Below are 22,746 nucleotides of genomic sequence, written 5' to 3'. Positions count from 1 at the left end.
TTATCCCTCCACTATTTGTCGCTTCCAAATACTGATCGTACGGTTGGGTTTCTGGCTCAGATATGTCAGTGTTTTTGTTGAACGACCTGCCTCTTCACGGTAGACGTCCATTCGGTTTAACGTCGGAGGTGCAATCGAATGTCGTTTGTTCGGACGTGAAACTGGCTCCTCCCAGGATTGTAAAACGACGTTGACGTTGGTTCCCCCATCTGCAAAACAATTAATCGCAGCTATTCTGGGCGAATCGTTCCATTCAGAAAGCTGTCGCTGAAAATAAAAAGGCGTTGACTCCATATGGAAATGGGTCATCGGCTCTTGTCCTGAAAGGAACGGAACCAATTGTTGGTGTTTGAGCATCAGCACGACTTTTATCAAACTGGCAATCCCTTCTGCACATAATGGATGACCGATGTTTGGCTTAATCGATCCTAATCCGCAAGCCGCCTGATGAGATGAGCGATAGACAGACTGAATGGCTTTGAGTTCAAGTAAATCTGTAACCTCTGAACCCGAGCCGTTTGCTTCTATATAGCTGATTTGTTCCGGCTTCACGCCAGCTTTTGCCAGTGCCGACAGCATAACCTCTTTTTGGGCTTGCAAATTCGGGGTGGCTGGACCTGCCGTTCGTCCATCATTGTTGACCGCTACTCCCTTGATGACGGCATGTATTTCATCACCATCAGCCAGTGCTTGCTCCACGGTCTTCAATAGAACCATTCCTACGCCTTCTCCCAATACGAGGCCGCCCGCACGCCTGTCAAAAATATGGAAGGCTGGCTCTTCGCTTAAAATTCCTCTTTGATGGAACATCCGATGCGCTTCATCACCGTTTAACACGTTAACTCCGCCGACGATAGCAGCCTCAATCTCTCCACTACGAAGGGAGTGAATCGCCATATTCATCCCGACCAAGGCCGAAGAGCATGCGGTATCGATGACCATACTCGGACCTCTAAGATCGAAGTACTGGGAAATATTTGTGGCCAAATAGTTTTGTCCCACGGTCATAATCGGGTTTTGTGTTTGATGAAGATGCTCTTCACTTGGGCGATGATTACTTCTTGCCCCGATGTAGACGCCTACCGATTTTCCCTTGATTTCCTTCGGTGTGTATCCTGCCTGATGCCATAGGTGAAGACTTTCCTCCAATACCAATAAGGCTTGCGGGTCCATGGCCTTGGCATCTTCTTTTGCGATCAGGAAGTAAGAAGGATCAAAAGCAGTAATGTTGTCCAGAAGTCCTGCATGATAGGAATTTTCATAACCCCAGCGTTCCTTGGGTACAGTCCCAATGGCTGAACGGCCCTCCGCTAACAACTTCCAATATTCGTCCACGTTACGAGCACCCGGAAAACGGCAAGAGAGCCCCACTACTGCAATATCAGATGGATTTGCCTGACTATATGGGGTAGCCTGACTGCTCACCATCTGGCTTTTCACAGTCTCCCTACGGATGGGCTGACTCTTCGGATGGTCGCTCATTTCAGGAGAAGTCAGCGTCAGTTCGTCAGAGATGGAATCGCCGTGATTGCTGGTTAGCCATTCTGCAAGTGTTTCGATGGTGGGATATTCATATAAAATCGTCGGGTCCAAGTCCTTGCCCAACCATTTACTGATCTCATTCATGACTTGTGCCAGTAACACCGAATCGATCCCATAGTCTGGAAACTCCTTGTCTATCTCCAATCTGGCAGGATCTATTTTCAGCTCTTTCGCAAACAGCTCAATTAGTCTTGTTTGCGCTGTCTTCACAAGATCCACTGAGCTTTTCGTCGGATTGCCTGCTGGTGGACGGTGAGGCGACAGGTTCGCAGCGGAAGCTTCTTGCTTTTTGTGTTGCAGCAATTGATGGGGTTCCCACAGCTCTTGGTTGATGGCTGCCGGGAACACGACAGGACCCATCTTTTTCAAAAGAATGTGATCCAGTAATCGCAGTCCTTGCTCGTCAGTGATGTGTACGAGTCCTGTTTGTTGATAGGCTTTGGTCGTGACTGCACCGATCCCTGTTTCCTTCCAGCTCGGCCACTGAATGCTGACGATCGGGCAAGAATCAGCATGTGCCTCTGCAAAATAATCCATATAGGCATTGGATAACGCGTAATCACTCTGTCCCGCTGCCAAGGATGGAATGACTGCGGAAGCAGATGAAAAGAGAACGAAGAACTGTAAAGGCTCGTCTTTGCAGAATTCGTATAGCGTATGCAGCCCAGCCACTTTCGGTTGTAATACCTGCCGAATTCCATCCGTCGATTTGCGAATAAACGCAGGATTTTGATCATCGCTAAAACCAGCGCAATGGATCACGCCGCCAATAGGCCCCATCGTTTGTTTCAACTCGTGCAAATGCTGTTGCCAAGCCTCTTCATCAGTTAAGGATACAGATAGGACTTCAACCTGAACGCCTTGCGCTTCCAAAGCTTGTATTGCCCGAATTTTCTTTGCTGCGGAAGTGCTTTGCGTTTCATAGGCTCCCCATTGCTCGCGCGGCGGCAGAATTTCTCGCCCTGTGAGCACCAGTTTTTTGACGCCATAATGCTCTACAAAATGGTTGGCGCATAAATACCCAAGTCCTCGTGTACCGCCAGTGATCAATAGAACATGGTTCTCAGGGAAAACAAGCGCTGGCTCCTGACTGTTTGCCACCAGCTCTTCCTGAAGATAAGCGCTATAACGCTCACCCGCTCGATAGCAAACCTCTGTTTCCTGATCATCAATGAGAAACTCTGCTGCAATCCGTTGCGCAAGTTCTTCTCCATCAGCCAATGGCTCCAAATCCACATGACGTGATTGCAGATGCTTGTATTCACTTTGCAGCATGCGGTACAAACCAACGCGTGAGGCACCCGCCAAATTGACAGAGTCATTCTGGAAGGATTCCAAGCCCTTTGTCACACCCAATAGCTTCAAGCCTTCCTTATGGCCATTCTCAATGAGCTGTTGCAGCCATGGAATCCAAGCCAGCAAATCAGTCTGCTGATATCCACAACCGACCAAATCTACAATGCCATCATAGTTTTTCCACTCCGTCTCATCCTGATGGAATCGTGATTCGAGCTCGTTCAGCTCTAAGATTTCACTCTTAGCGAAATGGTTGGACAGTTGAAGCGCCAAATGCTTCGTTTCATCCGTTGTGAAAATACCTATCGTTCGATGAGGTACCTTGGTTGGCATTGCTGGGCAAGCCTTCCATTGCTTTTTCATAATGCGCATGTCTGGCTCATATGTGGATAGGGATGCTGCACCTGTAAATGATGTAAATCCACCAGGCACCCAATAAGCTTCTCTGCTAAACGGGTAGGTTGGAAGACTAATCCGGCGAGGCTTTCTCTCACCATACAAGCTGCTCCAGTCAATGTTCAGGCCTTTGACCCAAACGTCCAGCAATTTGCCGTATTTTCCTTTGCTCATCCAGGAATCAATCATTTGCGGCATATCATCATCCGCTGCAAAGATTGCCAAGGTGTCTTTATGACGTTTTACCTGTCCGTGATACAGGTCTTCAATGTCCTTCTGTTTTCCTATGAATTGCTTCAATTTCTCTTCAAGTTCAATCATCGAGCCCGCAATCACGGCCAAACGTTCTTCCATCGCTTCTCGTCCCACTTGCAGGGTATACGCCATTTCAGCTAGATCCGCATCAGACAATCCCTGTTCGGCAATGGCTTCGAGCAGTCGTTGAACCCGTTGCTGAAGCTGCTCTTCATTCTTGGCCGACAAGAGAATCAACGCAGGATTTTGCGGACTTGCCATTACAATAGGCTGCTCTTGCGTTATTGGAATGTATTCTTCAATCACTACATGGGCATTCGATCCGCCCGCACCAAAACTGCTCACACCGGCACGTCGTGGAACTTCCCGTCCGTCAATGACAGGGCGATTCCACTCCGCCAGCTCTTGCTGAACAACAAACGGCGTCATGCTGAAATCAATATGCGGATTGAGCACTTCTGCATGTAGGGATGGCGCTAATTGTCCATGCTTGAGCTGTAATAGCACCTTCGTCACCCCAGCAATGCCCGCTGCACTTTCACAATGCCCGATGTTGGACTTCGCCGATCCAATGGCACAAAACTGTTTGTCATTTGTATACGCTTGGAAAGCCTTCGTTAAGCCCGTAATTTCAATGGGATCGCCTAAAGAAGTCCCCGTGCCGTGTGCCTCCAGATAGCTGATCGTCCGTGGATCGATTCCGGCTTTTTGGAAAGCACGTCCAATAACCCGAGCTTGGGCATTCGGGCTGGGTACATTGTATCCATTCGTTTTTCCTCCATGGTTAACCGCGGTTCCTTTTATCACACCATAAATTTGATCTCCATCGGCAATTGCTTTCGCCAGTGGTTTAAGCAGGACTGCCCCAACCCCCTCGCCAGGTACATACCCGTCGCCGCCGATACCAAAGCTTTCGCATCGTCCTTTGCTGGATGCGAATTTGCCTTGTCCAAGCATCAAGTATTTGTTAGGGTGAATGGAAATGTTGACACCACCTGCGATAGCAGCCTCGCATTCTCCTTGCTGTAAGCTTTGGCAAGCCAAATGAATGGTTGTCAGGGAAGAGGAACACATCGTATCGACCGCCATGCTAGGTCCATGGAAGTTGCAGAAATAAGAAACCCGATTCGCAATGGAGGCTGGACTTCCTGCCAGCGCCATCGGTCTGCCGAGCATCGTTTCCTGAGCTCCATAGAGCTGGTATTCTTCGTACATGACTCCGACATAAACACCGACATTACCGCCTAGGCCCATGCCAGGTGTCGAGCCTAGAGATTCACGAGTATACCCGGCATCCTCTAAAGTCTCGTAGACGCACTCCAAGAACAAACGCTCTTGCGGGTCCATGATTTCAGCCTCTCTTGGTGTGATATTGAAAAATAACGGGTCAAATTGATCAACACCGTCCAGGAAGCCTCCCCACTTGCTGTAGGTTTTTCCTTGCTTTTTCTTATCTGGATCAAAGAACTGGCTGTGATCCCAGCGCTCTTCGGGAATTTCTGTGACACAATCCTTGCCATCACGCAGGTTACGCCAAAACTCACTCATATTTCTAGCTTTTGGATAACGGCCGGAGACTCCAATAATCGCAATGTCTAAGGCGTCATTTGCTGGTTTGGTTTCTCTCGTCGTTTCCTTCAACACGTAGCCTCTGCTCCTGCGGTTGTGGATCGCCGGTTCAACGCTCGACTTTTTAACAGGGGATGCCGTCGGTGCTTCTTTCTCATCCACGCCAAGGATACTCATCATTTGCTCTCGATGCGATGCCAGGAAGTATGTCGCAATTTCTTCGATGGTTTGATATTCGAAAAATAATGTTTTCGACAACGAGCCAAACGTTTTTTCTAATTCATTTGTCAATTGCATGACCATAATCGAGTCAATTCCGTACTTTTCCAACAAGGCGTCTGCTTCGATTCGGTCTATTGGCAGCTTGATCACGGAAGAGACCAGCTTTTTGAAATAATAGATCGCTTTTTCCTTTGGCAAATGATGACTTGTTGGTTGTATGACGGCAGAAGCTTTGACTTCCCGTTCTGTTGTCTTCGGTCTTCCCACCACTGCTGCGTGGAGGCGTTGTAAATCTCCTTCCATTACCATCACCTGATCTTTTCGAGTAGCTACGGCTTCATAAAAAGCGCGAATACCCGTCGCAGTCTGCAAGGCGATCATTCCAACCCTTTGTTTCACCATCTCCTCAACTGCTTCATCTACTTGCATCCCGCCCTCTTTCCAGAGCGGCCAGTTGATAGAGACTGTTTGACCCTGACGTTGCTTTGCCTGCACGCGTTCATTCCGATATTTCGCATAGCCATCCATAAAGGCATTCGCGCAAGCATAGTCTGCCTGACCACTATTTCCTATACTTCCTGCTATCGAAGAAAAGAGGACGAAGAAATCGAGAGGCTGATCTTTACTTGCCTCATCCAAATTCGTAAGACCCGCCACTTTTGGCGCTACCACTTGGTTCCATTCTTCGGTCGTTTTCTTGAGGATGAAGTTATCTCGAACGACACCCGCGCTATGGATGATGCCGTGAAGACCTCCGAAATCCTGTTGAATACTTTGGATGAGCTGGACCACTTCCTGCTTGTCCGTCACATCAACTTGACGGTAGACAACCGTTGCCCCTGACCTTTGCCATTCATGAAGCATCGCTTGTTTATTTTCTGGCAAAGGAGAACGTCCGGTGAGAATTAAGGTTGCCTGTTTCGCTTGACTCGCGATTTCCCTTGCGAAAATCAACCCTAAACCGCCTGCCCCACCCGTAATCAGATAGGTTCCTTGATCTTTCCACGGAATCGTGACCTCATCATGCAATGGCTTGGTTTCGCACCAGCCCAGTACATAACGTTTGCCCGCTTGATAGCGAATTCGGTCGTCCATAGGATGGCAGGCATTCTCTTGCAGCTTGTTTACGATTTCTGCTGCTTGTTCTCCTGGGTTTATTTCAATGAATTGGCCGATTAGATTTGGATTCTCCTGCTGGGCTGTTTTCAACAAGCCGGAAAGCCCGCTTACGTATGATTGCTCCGCTTTGTCAGGAACGACGACCTGCACTAACACTTTGCCAAGTATCTTTTGTTGGAAGAGGCTTTGGATTTCCAAAAATACTTGGGAAGCATAGGCCTCGAACCTGTCGGCAATGCCATCCTGTTGGGTTTGCAAAGGAATCAAGCGCACTTCGTTCATCTGTGCTGATATGCTTGCAAGCGACGATTCAAAACCTTCTGTCATCATCACGATATGCTGTGCATAGGCAGGATTCTCCGTTTCTTGAACACCTGCTTGTTCCTTCCAGCAAGGATGAACCATCAACATCCCTTGTCCGTCTGTAGCTTTGAAGTCTATCGCTTTACCGTCCAGCTTACGAGAGGAGAAACGCTTCATTCTGACGCAAACATTTCCGTGCTCGTCACATAAGTCAATATCGAGCTTCTGTACAGGATCAGAAGCATTGCTGCCATCACTGTAACGAATATACGCCCACATCTGCGGCGTGCATGGATTGAAGATTTCTAGCTCATCCAGCGCAAAAGGCAAGATTGGCTTTAACGAATCAAGCTGGTGAGTGAGACTCCAGTCATCTGCCCCCATAAATAAACCAATCGCCGCCTGCAAAGCCGAATCCATCATACTTGGGTGCAGCACAAACTGTTCTTCTGTCCCCAATACAGCGAAAGGTAAAGACAGCTTAGCCAAGACCTGCTCCATGCCCTTATGAACTTGCTCGATTCCTTGCAGCGCTGGACCATACTGGATTCCCATTGCTTTATAGATTTCATAGCATTGGCTGCCACTAAAAATACTATGGCTGCACGCGGCTTGTAGCATAGCGAGATCAAGCGTGGGCGTCTCGACAAGCGAATGCAATACGACACTTCCCTGACTATGCACAATCTCCTCTGCTTCATTTCCTGCATGCTCACTGTAGATTCGATAGCCAATCTCTCCACTGTCTTCCAACTGAAGACCAATATGGACATCGACTGGTTGATCATCGACAGCAATTGGCTTGGCCCACACAATATTTTTGAGCGTCATGCCATTCTGTCCCGCTTTCAAGGCTCCCGCTGACTGATCGATTGCCTCGCGTGCCATTTCGAGATAGGCGACACCCGGTAAGAGCTGCTGTCCATTCACAACATGATCGGCCAAGAAAAATTCCTGTCCACGGAAGGTAGAGCTATACCGCTGTTCCAACAATTCAGAAGTGTTTTTCTGAAGCAATGGGTGAAGGAAAAGCGTCCCTTCTGATGCTGCAGCCACTTCGCGCGCAAATTGCGTATCCATCTGAGGAATCCAATAACGTTCTCTTGCAAAAGGATACGTAGGCAAGCTAATGCGACGAGGTTTCTTCTCACTATAAAGCTTTTGCCAATCAACCACGCCTCCGCTTACCCACAGATCAAGGAGCTTGGCGTATTTTCGTTTGCTTATCCAAGCATCGATTGCCTTTTGCAAATCTTCATCCGCTTCAAACACGGCGATTGTCTTTTTGTTGCCTTTCACCTGTCCTCGGAAAACATCTGTGATGCTTTCCTGTCCATCTACAAATTGCGTCAGCTTTTCCTGAAGCTCTTGAATGGAGCTTGTCATCACAGCCAGTCGCTCTTCCATGGCTTCTCGCCCAATTTGAAGCGTGTAAGCAATATCCGCTAAATCCAGGTCAGAAATGGACTGATCCTTGATCGCAGCTAGTAAACGCTGTGCCTGTTCGTGGAGCTGGCTTTCGTTCCTCGCTGACAATAGAATGATCGCTGGATTCGCCTGACTTACTTGGATCGCAGGACGTTTCTCATATTCTGGAATGTATTCTTCAATAACGACATGGGCATTCGAGCCACCCGCACCAAAGCTGCTCACACCGGAGCGTCTTGGAATTTCCTGACCGTCAATGACAGGACGTTTCCACTCCGCCAGCTCTTGCTGTACGACAAACGGAGTCGTGCTGAAATCAATATTCGGGTTTAGCACCTCCGCATGCAAGGACGGTGCTAGTTGTCCGTGTTTTAGCTGCAACAGGATCTTCGTTATCCCGGCAATTCCCGCTGCACTCTCACAATGCCCGATATTGGACTTCGCTGATCCAATTGAGCAGAACTGCTTGTCTGTTGTGTACGCCTGGAAGGCTTTGGTCAAGCCTGCAATCTCTATTGGATCTCCTAAAGAAGTACCTGTGCCGTGAGCTTCCACATAACTAATCGTCCGTGGATCAATTCCAGCCTCCTTCAAGGCACGTCCAATTACACTCGCTTGTGCATTCGGATTAGGTACGGTGTAGCCATTTGTTTTGCCGCCATGGTTAATGGCGCTTCCTTTTATCACACCGTAAATTTGATCTCCATCGGCAATCGCTTTCGCCAGAGGCTTAAGCAGTACCGCTCCGACACCTTCTCCAGGGACATAGCCGTCACCGCCAAGTCCAAAGCTTTCGCATCGTCCCTTGCTGGAAGCAAATTTTCCCTGTCCGAGCATCAAATATTTATTTGGGTGAATGGAAACATTGACACCACCCGCAATCGCAACCTCGCATTCACCGCGCAGCAAGCTTTGGCAGGCAAAATGGATGCCCGTTAGCGAGGAGGAACACATGGTATCAACGGCTACGCTAGGACCATGGAAATTAAAGAAATAAGAAACACGGTTCGCTACAGATGAGAAGCTTCCGCCAAGGGCCATTGGTCTGCCCATCATGGTTTCCTGTGCACCATACAGCTGATACTCTTCATACATGATACCTACGTAAACACCGACATTACCGCCATGTCCAAACCCTTGAGACGATCCGAGAGATTCACGGGTATAGCCTGCATCCTCTAAGGTTTCATATACACACTCCAGGAATAAGCGTTCCTGCGGGTCCATGATTTCTGCTTCCAGAGGCGAAATATTGAAGAACAGCGGATCGAATTGATCAACACCATCTATGAAACCGCCCCATTTGCTGTAGGTTTTCCCCCGTTTGTTCTTATCCTCATCAAAATACAGATTGTGGTTCCAGCGCTCTTTGGGGATCTCCGTTATGCAATCCTTTCCATCGCGCAGATTGTTCCAGAACTCTTGCGTATTCCGCGCTTTTGGATAACGTCCAGAAACCCCAATGATCGCAATGTCCAAAGCACCCTTAGCTGGTTGGGTTTCCTTCTGTTCCGAAATGAACCGTGAGCCTTTGCGACTTCTTCCGCGATGGCTGTTCCTTTGCCTTTTCGACGTGTTTTCTTCTTTTGTCACGGATGCTGTTTCTCGGGTAACAACTGTTTCCTGCTGTTCCTTCAGACCCAAGATTTCAATGAATTTGTCTCGATAGGAGTCTAAGAAATAACCGATCAATTCTTGAATCGTTTGATACTCAAAAAATAACGTTTTCGGCAGTGAGCCAAAGCTTTTCTCTAATTGGTTGGTTAATTTCATGGATAGAATTGAATCAATTCCGTATGTCTCCATCGAGGCATCTTCTTCGATTCGATTCACAGGCAGTTGCAGCACCTCGGCAAATTCCTTTTTCACAAAATGAGTCGCTTTCTCGTGAAGAACGTTTTGTTCCACAATGGCAGTCGCTTGTTTTTCATTTTGCTCTACCTTGGTTGGTGTGATCGTTTCAACTGGCTGTATCTGTTTTACCAGCATGTCTTCAGACTCTTCCAGTAAATAGGATGCAAGCTGCTGAAGCGTCGGATACTCCACGAATGCAGTCGGACTCAGCCCAATGTGATATTGCTGACTAAGCTTGGTGGCGAATTCAGTCAGTAGCACCTGATTAAATCCGAGTTCAGACAGCTCTACTTTGCCATCAATATCCGTGGTAGGAACCTGAAGCAGCTCCGACACGGTTTGCATCAAAGCAAATTCCACTTTTTGCAACAGACTGCTGGTATCCACTGATACCGAATGCTTCGTTTGAGAACTGTTGTCTGGTGTTTGCAAAAGCAGTGTTTGCTTGAGCTTAGCCAGATCGCCTTCCATCACCATGACCTGGGCTTTTCCGGAGGCTAAGGCCTGATACATAGCTGAAATACCCGTCGAAGTCTGCATAGCGACTACTCCCATGCTATGCTTCAACATGTCACCTGCCTCTGCGTCAGCCTGCATTCCGCCCTCTTTCCACAACGGCCAATTCATGGACAATGTCTGTCCGTGACGTTGCTGTAACGCAACCAATCCATTGCGATAATGGGCAAATCCGTCCATAAAGGCGTTGGCGCACGCATAGTCAGCTTGTCCGATATTCCCCAAGCTGCCAGCCACCGAGGAAAACAGCACTAGGAAATCCAGTTCTACATCTTTGCTGGCTTCATCCAGATTGATGAGACCCGTAACCTTCGGACCCTGAACCGTTTGGACTTCCTCCCTGTTTTTCTTGAGGATATAGCTGTCACGAAGCACGCCAGCACTATGAATAATGCCATGAAGTCGTCCATAGTCCTGTTGAATCGTGCGGATCAACTCTGCCATTTCCTGTTTCTGCGTCACATCAACTTGGCGGTATTCAACTCTTGCTCCATATCTTTTCAAGTCATGGAGCTTACCTTGCTTCTCTTGATCCAATGGGGAACGTCCTGTCAGAATCAGGTTCGCCTGTTGAACCTTCTGTACAATTTCGTTGGCAAAAATATAACCCAGCCCGCCTGCCCCGCCAGTGATGAGATAAACCCCACCGTCTTTCCACGGAATGCTCGTCTCTTGTGGAGCATCCAGTTCTACCCACTCAGCTACATATCTCTTTCCAGATTGATATCGAATCTGAACATCCAATGGGCAGCGTGCATTTTCATTTATTTTTTTAGCAATCTCGAAATCGTCGTCGCCCGATTCTACCTCCAGTACCTGACCAATCAGGTTGGGATTCTCCAATTTCGCCGTTTTCATGAGTCCAGAGAAAGCGGTGAAAGACGGCTGTTCCACTTGCACGGGAACGACAATCTGAACCAATACCTTGCCGCGTACTTTTTGCTTGAAAATCCCTTGAATTTCCTCAACTACCTGCGTCGTATAATCAATGAAACGCTCGGCAATGCCTTTTTGCGGGGAGCGCAAAGGAATGCAACGGACTCCATTCAAGTAGGCTTGGAGATTGTTCCAAGAAACACGATCCGGTTCTACCATTATCACGACTCGCTGTGCATAGTCAGGGACTTCGGCGTTGCTCACAACCGCTCGTTCCTTCCACTCGGGATGAACCAGCAGCGTTCCGAGCTTCCCTTTAGAATCCATCGCCTCTACTTCGCCTTCCAGCACTCTTGCCGAGAAGCCCTGCATACGCACACAAACCGTTCCTCGGTCGTCACACAAATCAATATCTACTTTCTGTACCTTGTCTCCCGTCCTATTGCCGCCAGCCTGCCGAATCCATACCCACATCCGGGAAGAAGTTTGGCTAAAAATGCTCAGCTTCTCCAGTGCAAATGGCAGAATTGGCTTCAGAATCGCTGTATCGCCTGTGCCCAGCAATAATCCGATAGAGGATTGTAAGGCCGAATCCAGCATGCTCGGATGCAAGACGAATTCTCCTTGCGTCTCGGCAACCTTGGAAGGCATGGCTAATTTGGCCAATACTTGTCCCTCTCCCACATACACATGCTCGATTCCTTGCTGAGCTGGCCCATAGACAAGTCCCATTGTTTGAAAGGCTTCATAACACTCACTGGCATGAAGCGTGCGATAGCTGCATTGGGCTTTGAGCGCATCGAGATTATGCGTGGGTGCAGCGGTGATCCCTGCAAACACCACACTCCCTTGACTGTGTACCACCGATTCAGCCTGGTCTACTTGCGGTTCGCTGTATATCTCGTAGTGAAGGTCGCCGTTATCCTCAGGATAAATACCGATGTGTACCTGAACTGGCTTTTCTTCCACCACAATCGGTTGCGCCCATACGACATTTTTCAGCTCCATCGCGTATTGCTCGTCTTCCAACGCTCCTGCTGCTAGATCCGCAGCAGCTCGAGCCATCTCAAGATAAGCAACCCCAGGCAGGATTCTCTTTCCTTTTACAACATGATCCGATAAAAAGAATTCCTGACCATCAAAAGTAGAGCTGAATCTTTGCTCACAAAGATCCGAAGTATTTTGATGCAGCAAAGGATGCAGGGAAGCAGTCATTCCAAGCGTGCCTTGTGTGTGAGTGGACGGCTGTGTCTTCGGTTTGGGCAGCCAGTAATGCTCTCTGGCAAAAGGATAGGCAGGCAAGCTGATCCGACGAGGCTTTTTGTCGTCATAAAGCTTATTCCAGTCAATATTCAAGCCCTTCACCCAGAAATCGAGAAGCTTGGAGAATTTTTTGCGTTGCATCCATTTTTCAATCGCTTCTTGCAATTCTTCATCGCCTGCGAAGATGTCTGCTGTTTCTCTGCTGCGCTTTACCTGACCACGATAAAGGTCGGCAATGTTGTCATCTCCTGCAAGAAAGCTTTGCAATTTCTCTACCAACTCTGAAAGCGAGCTCGCCATGAGGGCCAGGCGCTCTTCCATTGCCTCGCGTCCCACTTGCAGCGTATACGCAATATCAGCCAGGTCCACATCTGTAAATGATTGCTCCTCAATCGACGCTAACAGTCTCTGCACTTGTTCGACGAGACGCTCCTTATTCTTCGCCGACAGGACGATGATCGCCGGATTTTGCGGACTGACCGTAATCGACGGACGCTCCTTGACCTCAGGAATATATTCCTCAATCACAACGTGTGCATTTGACCCTCCTGCACCAAAAGAAGAAATTCCGGCAATTCGCGGGAATTCTCTTCTTTCGCCATTCACTTCAATAAGCGGTCGCTTCCATTTAGCCAATTCCTGCTGAACGACAAAAGGCGTTTTCGCGAACGGAATATTCGGATTCAGCTCTTTCGCATGCAGGCTTGGGACTAGCTGCTGATGCTTCATTTGCAGCAATATTTTTGCCACTCCTGCTATTCCAGCCGCCGCTTCCAAGTGACCAATATTGGATTTAACGGAGCCAATCGCACAAAATCCCGTATCCTGAGTATCCTTGCGGAAGGCTTGGATGAGACCCGTAATTTCAATCGGATCGCCTAGCTCCGTGCCTGTTCCATGCGCTTCGATATAGCTAACCGTTTTGGCATTAACACCTGCCTTATCCAATGCCTGGCGAATCAGCTCTCCTTGAGCAGTTGGATTCGGTACCGTATAGCCATTAGTTTTTCCGCCGTGATTCACACTGGTACCACGAATCAATCCATAGATATGGTCGCCATCCGCAATGGCTTTCGACAGTGGTTTGAGCAGTACTGTACCTACGCCTTCTCCTGGTACAAAACCGTTACCGCCTTGCCCAAAGCTTTTGCATTGTCCATCTACGGATAGCATATGCAGCGCTGACAAGAAGACATAGCTGGAAGGATGCAGATACAGATTGACTCCGCCGGCAATCGCCAGTTCACAATCCCCGTTATACAAATGCTCGCACGCCTCATGTATGGCTGTGAGCGAAGCGGAGCACATCGTATCAATCGGCATACTCGGACCTTGGAGATTGAGGAAATAGGAAACACGATTCGTCAGTGAGCTAAACGAGGTGTGCGGGTAAATCAATTCACCCTGCTTCCATAAATCAGGTCCATACAAACTGAACCCCGTTTTTGTAATCCCTCCAAAAACTCCGACCCGTCGATTGTACTTTTCCGCAAGCTGTTGTCTCGTATAACCAGCATCCTCCAGCACTTCCCAGCAAGACTCCATAAACAACCGTTCCTGCGGATCGAAATGCATCGCTTCCCACGGGGACATATTGAAAAAGAGAGGGTCAAAGTCAGCGAATCCGTCTACAAAGCCGCCCCATTTGCCATAGCTTTTTCCTTCTGCCACTGCTTTGTCCGGATCAGGCTCGAAAAAGCCATCCAGTGACCAGCGCTCTTCCGGAATTTCTGTGATGCAATCCTTTCCAGATTTTAGATTCTCCCAATACTCGTGCAGCGATCGCGCTTTTGGATAACGTCCGCTCATGCCGATTATGGCAATCGGCTCCCGCGCTATCTGCTTTCCTGATTGCACGGCTGCACTGCGAGTCGGTTCATAACCGGATGTTGCGCGGTCGTTACGCACGAGTGATGTTGATGTTCCGCGATTGACCGCACCCTGACGATCAAGCCCCGTCCACTTCATGCATTCCTGCCTATGATCCGCGACAAGATAATCTGCAAGGGTGTCAAGAGTCTGATATTCATACAAGACGGTCTTGGACAATTCGCTAAAGACATCACCTAGCTTTTTATTCAGCTGGATCACCATAATCGAATCGATTCCGTATGTTTCGAACGGTTCATCGACAGCGATTTTGCCTGCTCCCAGTCTTGTCTCTTGACCGAACATCACTTTTAGCTGATAGAGTGTTTTCTCTTTTAACACGCCTGCATCGACTGACAGCTTCGCATCTTGCATCGGCGCAGAATCGAGCTGTGACACGACAGGAGTACCTAGCAACTGTTCCTTGAGTGTTGGCAGATTGCCTTCGATAACCAGCATCTGCACAGCGCCGGAAGCCACCCCTTGATACAGCGCCTGTATGCCGCTTGCAGTCGGCATCGCGATCATGCCTCTGGCCTCCATGATCTTCTCTGTCGCTTCATCAACACGCATACCGCCATCTTTCCACAGCGGCCAATTGATGGAGAGTGTTTGGCCTTGTCGTTCGCCTGTCTTCACCAAACCACTGCGATACTTGGCATATTGATCCATAAAGGCATTGGCAGCAGCATAATCGGCTTGCCCCGCATTACCGAAGCACCCCACACCAGAAGAGAAAAGGATAAAGAAATCGAGCGCCATATCCCTGCTTGCTTCATCGAGATGCACCAGTCCAGAAACTTTTGGCGCCAGCACTTGTTCCAGTTCATCCGTTGTTTTTCTAATGATGAAACTGTCGCGAATGACTCCCGCACTATGAATAATGCCAGTAAGGCTGCCAAACTCTTGCTTGATGGCTTGGAATAACTCTTCTGCCGCCTGCTTTTGTGTGATGTCAGCCTGACGATATTGAATATTGGCTCCTAGTGCTATCCATCCATTGCATTTGGCTGTCTTTTCTTCATCCAAGGGAGAACGACCCGTAATAATTACTGTCGCTCCCTTCGTTCGCTGAGCGATTTCCTCGGCAAAAATCATGCCTAATCCGCCTGTACCGCCCGTAATCAGATAGACCCCGTCATTTTTCCAAACATGCTCGGCTTGCCCAGAAGCTTTCATTTCTGTCCAGCCGCTCACCCACCGCTTGCCATCCTGATAACGAATATGCTTACTGTTCTCATCGGTGCTGTTTAGTTGCAGCTTATGGACCAATTCCGCTGGATTGTCCTCTGCCTGCACTTCAATCAGCTGTCCAATCAGCTTGGGATTCTCCAAGTGCGCCGTTTTCAGCAAACCAGCGAGGGCGGAGAAGCATTGCTGTTCCTCTTTGGCAGGCACAACAAGCTGAAGCAGGACTTTTCCCTTTGGTTTATTGGCAAGGATTCGCTGGATTTCCGTGAATACCTGGACGGTGTAGGCATGGAACCGTTCTGCGATACCTTCCTCGTGTGATTGTGTTTGTAAGACCAGGCAGCGCACTCCGTTCATTTCGGATTCGATACGCGTGCTGAATTCCTCTGCCCATTCACAAAGAATCACCAGATGTTCTGCAAAAGCAGGTGAACCAGCTTTTTGACTGATCTCCTGTTCGTTCCAGCACGGTTGGAGAAGAAGCGTTTCTGTCGTTGGAGTAGCTGAAGAGATTGGCGAAATTTGTACAGAAGCCACTCCCGATTCCTTGTACACTTTCTCAGGAACCCCATAGGACTCCTCAGCAAATGGATAGGTAGGCAGGCTGATGCGACGCGGCTTTGCATCGTTGTACAGGACTTCCCACTCGATATCCAGACCCTTGCTCCACAGCTCGGCTGCTTTTTTTCCTTCGTCTTCTGCAAACAGCTTGGTAAATAACTCACGATTAGACCCATTCTTTTTTAATAGAGAAACTTCTTGGCTTGCTTGCCTTACGTTCCCTTGAAAGCTACCCGCTGTTTGTTCGGCTCCACTCAAAAAGTCACTCAGCTTTTGAATGAGTTCCTCAGTGTCTTTGACAATAAAAATAGCCCTGCTCTCCATCGCTTCTCTTCCGATTTGGAGAGTATAGGCCAAATCTGCAATATGAACTCGTTCATGATTATCTTTAAGGAAATCAACGAGTTGCTGGGCATACGCCAGAACACGATCATCGTTTTTAGCTGATAACGGCACGAAATAAACCCGATGGTTGTTATCATCACTCACGCTGACACGCTTAGTTTCTGTCCCAACCTTGCATTGTTCAAAAATCGCATGAGCATTCGTCCCGCCCAGACCAAATGAACTTAACGCCGCTCTGTGGGGAACAGGTGCATCCTCCCATTTTTTGAGCGTATCAACCACATAAAACGGCGACTGATCCAAATTGATATTCGGATTCGGCTTTTCATAGTTTAGCGAGGGAGGAATCTCATTATGGTATAAGCTCAATGCTACTTTAATGCAGCCTGCTAACCCTGCGGCTGTATCGAGATGGCCAATATTGGTTTTCACCGATCCAAGTCCGCAGTACTGTTTATTGGATGTGTATTTTGTATACACTTCATTGAGCGCCGCAAATTCTATCGGATCTCCTAAATAAGTGCCTGTTCCATGCGCTTCGATATAGCTAATCGTTTCAGGATGAACCTTGGTGTCATCTAATACTTGCTGAATCACCTCAGCCTGCCCTTTTATACTTGGCGCATAAAATCCGACTTTATCTGCCCCATCATTATTGATGCGAATTCCTCTCATGAGGGCATAAATATGATCCCCGTCCTTGATAGCCTCGGTAGCTTTTTTGAGGACAACCACGCCGACTCCCTCTCCACCGATCATGCCGTCTGCTGAAGCGTCGAACGTCTTGCAATGACCATCACTGGAAAAGTTCAATCCAGCTTGATAGACATACCCTGTATAAGTCGTAGGGAAAATAGTTGCGCCCCCTACCAAAGCCACTTTTGATTCACCCGATTGCAGACTGCGATAAGCCAAATGCAAGCCAACCAATGAGGAGGAACAATTGGAATGGACGGCAAAGCTCGGTCCCTTCAGCCCCATTTTATGAGAAATCATCGTGGGAATCGTTCCACCCTGCGCCAAAACCCACGAGACATACTCATTGGGGTCTTTCATGACATTCGGTGATTCCTTGGTGAAATGCGGCAAGAGCGCTTGATAATAACTATTGCTCGCCGACATAAATACACCCGTCTGCGGAACCTGTTTCGGTGTATACCCCGCATCCTCCAATGCTTTCCATGAATGGGTCAATAACAGTCGAAACTGCGGGTCCATAAATTCTGCGTCTCTGGCTGAAAGGTGAAAGAATCCTGGATCGAAGTGATCCTTTCCTTCTATCGTGGACTGCACCGGAATAAAGTTCGGATTCTGCAAGTATTCATCAGGCAGGTGTAATTGATTGATTTCCTCATCAGAGAAGAAACGTACACTTTCTACGCCATTTCGTAAATTCTCCCAAAACTCTCTATGATTTTTCGCTCCCGGGAAGTGGCAGGAGATTCCAATGATCGCGATGCTATCCTCATAGTATTCAGGATATGCCTCCTCCGCTTGTCCTTCGCTAGACGGCATTGCTTGGTTCGGATTGACAAAATCCGCTTGCTCATCCGATTCCTTCTCTTTCCTTGCTGCGATATATTCGCTAATCTCTCGAATATTAACGTACTTAAACAGAGTGGTCACGTTTAGATCGCACTGAAACTCTTCCGTCATTTTGGCTACAACCATGGTAGCGAGAATCGAATCTCCGCCTACATCGAAAAAGCCATCTTCTGTACTGATCCCCTCTACATTCAGGATATCCTGCCAAATTTTCAAAGTCCTTTGCTCAATATCAGATTGCGGGAGGCTCTGCTTCTTCGCCTGGGTGACCACCAGCTTTTGACTCAGCAGCTCTGTGCGATCCACTTTTCCATTAGCGGTTAACGGAATTTTATCCATGGAAACAAAAAATGCCGGGAGCATATACTCTGGCAAATTCTCTCTCAAATATTCCCGTAATTTTGAGGGCTCAAGCTGTTCATGGTTGGCACCTGCTTTCGGAACATAATAAGCAACCAACCGTTTATGATCTCCCTCTTCTTTTACCAACACGACAACGCTTTGGATCTGTGGATGAGCCATGAGTTGGCTCTCGATCTCACCCAATTCAATTCGAAAGCCTCGAATTTTCACTTGATGATCGATTCGGCCTAAATACTCAATCGTTCCATCAGGGAGCCAGCGTGTTAAATCACCTGTTTTGTACAATTTGGTTCCAGGTGTAAACGGGTTATCTACAAACTTCTCTGCGGTCAGCTCTGGGCGATTCAAATACCCACGAGCCAAGCCTTTTCCTGCAATACAAAGCTCTCCTGGCACACCAACTGGCACGGGATTCATATGCCGATCAACGATGTAAAGTTGCGTATTTGCGACAGGTCTACCAATTGGTGTATTGCTGCTGACCAGTTCATTTTCAGAGCAGGAGAACCATGCCGCATAAATAGAGGCTTCCGTTGGTCCGTAAATATTTTCGATCTTCGCCTTTTGAAAAGTGGCAACCGTCTTTTTCACCAGCTCTTTTGGAAAGGCTTCGCCTGCAACCATCACATATTTTAACGGACAATGCTGTAGAAATGGCTGATTCTCTCCGACACCGTTGACGAAGACATTCAGCATCGCTGGAACAAAATTGACATGAGTCACGCGATGCTTCACGATCGATTCAGCTAACATTTCTGGTGACTTCTCCCCATTTGGCGGAAGAATGACCAGACGTCCTCTACCAATGAACCAACCAAACAGCTCGGACAAAGAAACATCAAACACATAGTTGGTTTTTAGCAGATAAACATCGTTCTCCATAACGGGATAACGAGATTCAAGGAAAAAGAGGGTGTTGATGATGCTTTCATGAGTCACCATGACCCCTTTGGGTTTCCCTGTGCTTCCGGAAGTATAAATCACATAAGCTAGATGGCTTGGGTTTACTATCCGGTTGAGCGTTTTTTGGCGCTGGGCCGTCCGCTCAACTTCTTCCCACTCCCTGTCTAACACGATGCATTTCGTATTTTCTCCTGCGGCTGAAGATAACTTGTCCAAAAGGCGAGCTTGGGTAAGCACCAAAGTGCTCTTGCTGTCTTCCACCATGTATGCCAACCGCTCAGTGGAATAGGTTGGGTCCAATGGAACATAAGCTGCGCCAGCTTTCAGAATGCCTAAAATACCGATGACCATTTCCAGGGAGCGTTCGACACATATCCCTACTGTAGCTTCAGGACCTGCTCCCTCTGTCTGCAAATAGATTGCCAGCTTGGTAACCCGCTCATCCAGTTCACGGTAGGTCAATGATTGGTTTTCATAAACAACAGCCACGGCATCTGGTGTTTGTTGGACTCGCTTCTCGAACAAATCATGGATGCATAAAGCCTGTGGGAATGCCGCTTCAGTCGCATTCCACTCAACGAGCAGCATGTTTCGTTCTTCAGCTGAAATAAGTGGTATCTCATCCAAAGTGATGTCAGGATTTTTGATCACTTCGTTTGCGATATTTTGATAATGCCCTGCCATCCGTTGTATCGTCACTTGATCAAATACATGCGGATTGTATTTCAAATTCAATACAAACTCGGCTTCCTGCTCAAACACCTCTAACTCAAATTCATACTCACCCTCTTGATGAACACCCTCAATCAATTCGATGGCAAGCTTGTTCTGACATTCATCATAAAATCGCTGCAAGTTTTGCGATTGCAGAAAATTTTGGTAGGTAAAGATGATATCGAATACGGGTGAATTCCCATGAAGTCGAGGAATATTCGCCTCGCGAACCATCGCTGGAAAGGGATAGACAGCGTGATCCATCCCGTCAATCAGCGTAAGCTGCAATTCCCGAATGAACTGGGAGAAAGGCTTTTCCCCCGTTACTTGACTGCGAATGGGGATCATATTGACAAAATAACCGATCAGAGAATCGAATCTCTCTTCTGGACGTCCCATCGTCGGCATGCCGACAATCACATCTGTTTGACCTGTATAACGATACAATAAGGCTTTACATATCCCTAACAAGAGAACTGATGGGTTCATGCGGTAATGCTTGGAGAGCTGCTTCACCTGCTGACTCAATTCTCTTGAAAATACATGCGTAAAAACCTGCCCCTCAAAGCTTGGTGCAGAAGAACGCGGGCGATCGGCAGGGAGCTCCAGTTGCGGAAGCGTCCCTGACAATTGCTCCAGCCAGTAAGAACGATGCTCCCCGCCTTCCGCGCTCGCCATCATGTCCTGTTCCCACTTTACGAAGTCAGCGTAAACGGTTGTATTTGGTGTTACTTTTGGCTGTTTTCCTTCAACCAGCTCGATATAGGCTTGGACCAAATCTTGTAGGAATAGCAAGGAGGAATGTCCGTCAAAGATCATATGATGAATCGTAATCAGGACAAAATGCTCTTCTTCGGAACGCGACAATAGATGAATGCGAAGCAAAGAACCCTTTTCCAATGAAAAGGGCTCTTTTACTTTTTTCCTGAGATACGGCAAAACATCCTGGGACGTTAGGTGTGAGATGTCCTCCTGCTCAATGGCAAGCGAGTGCTCCGGTCGTTGAAGCAGATACGGAACACCATGCTTTTCCATAATCGAACTTTGTAAAATCGGATGCTGTTTAAGCATAAGATGGCAAGCCTGTTTAAATAGGGCGACGTCCCATTTCTGTCGAATGCAAAAGCACAACGGGACATTATAAGCACTCATCGTAGGAGACATTTTTTGCAACATCCACAATCCTTGCTGCCCGACGGACAGAGGACTTGTAAACGATGGGGTTTCCAGCTCCAGAAGCTTCTCTTGGACTTCCGCAGCAGACAGCTTACCTTCTTTGTAAGCCATGAGGATTTCCCGTCGCATCATATCATCCCTCCTTTGTCGATTAACTGTTCGATCTCTTCCAAGCTTAGCAGGCCTTCTTTGAATTTTTGCAACATACCGACTGCCGGATTCTCCGTCCGTTCACCGCTATTCTGAGACATTGTTTCGAAATCTGTAGTGGAAGCGATCTCTTTATGACTCCACTCTTTTATTTTTATCGCAACTAGATGAGCCAAGGATTTCATCGTCGGGTTCTCCAGCACTTCCCGCCCTCTGATCTTGATATTCCAGCGTTGCTCTAAATGACGAATCAACTTGGTAACCATGATCGAATCCATGCCATAGTCCAAGAAATATTTGTTTGGCTTGATTTGCCCCTCCGAAAGGTGCAACTCCCGTGAGAGAAATTGTGCCATATCCCGCTCGATATTTTCTTCTGTTGGGCTGTCCGGGTTGATATCAATCGCTAACGTCGCTTTTTCAATAGATGGATTGACCGTTTCAGTTCCAAGCTGCTGCTCACTCTCGTAAGTGGAGAGCCAATAGCGTTCTCTGGCAAAAGGATAGGTAGGCAGGGATAGCGTGCGACGCTCTTGTGGATACAAGGATTCCCAAGGAATTTTACCTCCCTGTGTCCAATGAAGGGCAAGCTTTTCCTGATTGTTTTCTGCTAAAAGAACCTGCAATACCGTATCTCCTACCTTGCCTGAAAGAAGATCTCTCACTCCTCCATGGTCTTCTTCAAGATCTCCTGTATAGATAGGAATCGATGCAACTGGCTCATTGCCTTGTTCGACCGCTTCCAAATACGCCTGTAATCCATGAATCAGTTCATCTCGATCTTGAACCACCATAGCCAGCCTGCATTCCATAGCTTCTCGTTTCACTTGGAGCGTATAGGCAAAATCCGCCAAGGAAAACGCTTGCGTCTGAGCAAATGCAAGCATCTGCTTGGCGACGGCTCGCAATCGCTCACCATTTTTTGCCGAGAATACCACGATCTGAGGTGAAATGGCTGAAGGAATGGATTTCATCTCTGTCTGTGGCGGAATATATTCTTCGAGAATCAAATGAGCATTAGACCCGCCTGCTCCAAACGAACTGATTGTCGCCCTGCGTGGAATCTCTCGTTCTTCTCCATTGATTCTCACCACAGGTCGATCCCACTTTTGTCGAGCTTTTTGCAGATAAAAAGGTGTTTCTGCAAAATTGACATGCGGGTTCAACGGCTCCGCTTTTATAGAGGGAACCAACTCCTGATGCTGTAGCTGTAAAACCACCTTCGTCAGTTGAGAAATACCAGAAGCCGCCTCGGCGTGACCGATATTCGATTTCACCGACCCAATCGCA

General features: G+C 47.9%; 2 protein-coding genes (1 of these 2 only partly in view). Both read right to left on the bottom strand.

From position 1 onward, the window contains the following. The gene (locus C7R91_RS00645) at positions 1-21,438 is read right to left on the bottom strand and encodes a non-ribosomal peptide synthetase (RefSeq protein ID WP_047068489.1); all 21,438 of its coding nucleotides are present in this window, start codon (positions 21,436-21,438) and stop codon (positions 1-3) included. Then, positions 21,435-22,746, bottom strand: partial view of an SDR family NAD(P)-dependent oxidoreductase gene (locus C7R91_RS00640; protein ID WP_047068490.1) — the 3' portion only. It continues 10,625 nt past the right edge of the window; the window shows 1,312 of its 11,937 coding nt (coding positions 10,626-11,937); its start codon lies beyond the right edge, outside the window; its stop codon occupies positions 21,435-21,437. The genes C7R91_RS00645 and C7R91_RS00640 overlap by 4 nt, the downstream gene beginning before the upstream one ends.

The sequence above is a fragment of the Brevibacillus formosus genome, from assembly GCF_003013405.1.
GTDB lineage: Bacteria > Bacillota > Bacilli > Brevibacillales > Brevibacillaceae > Brevibacillus > Brevibacillus formosus.
This window is presented reverse-complemented; position numbering and strand designations above follow the sequence as displayed.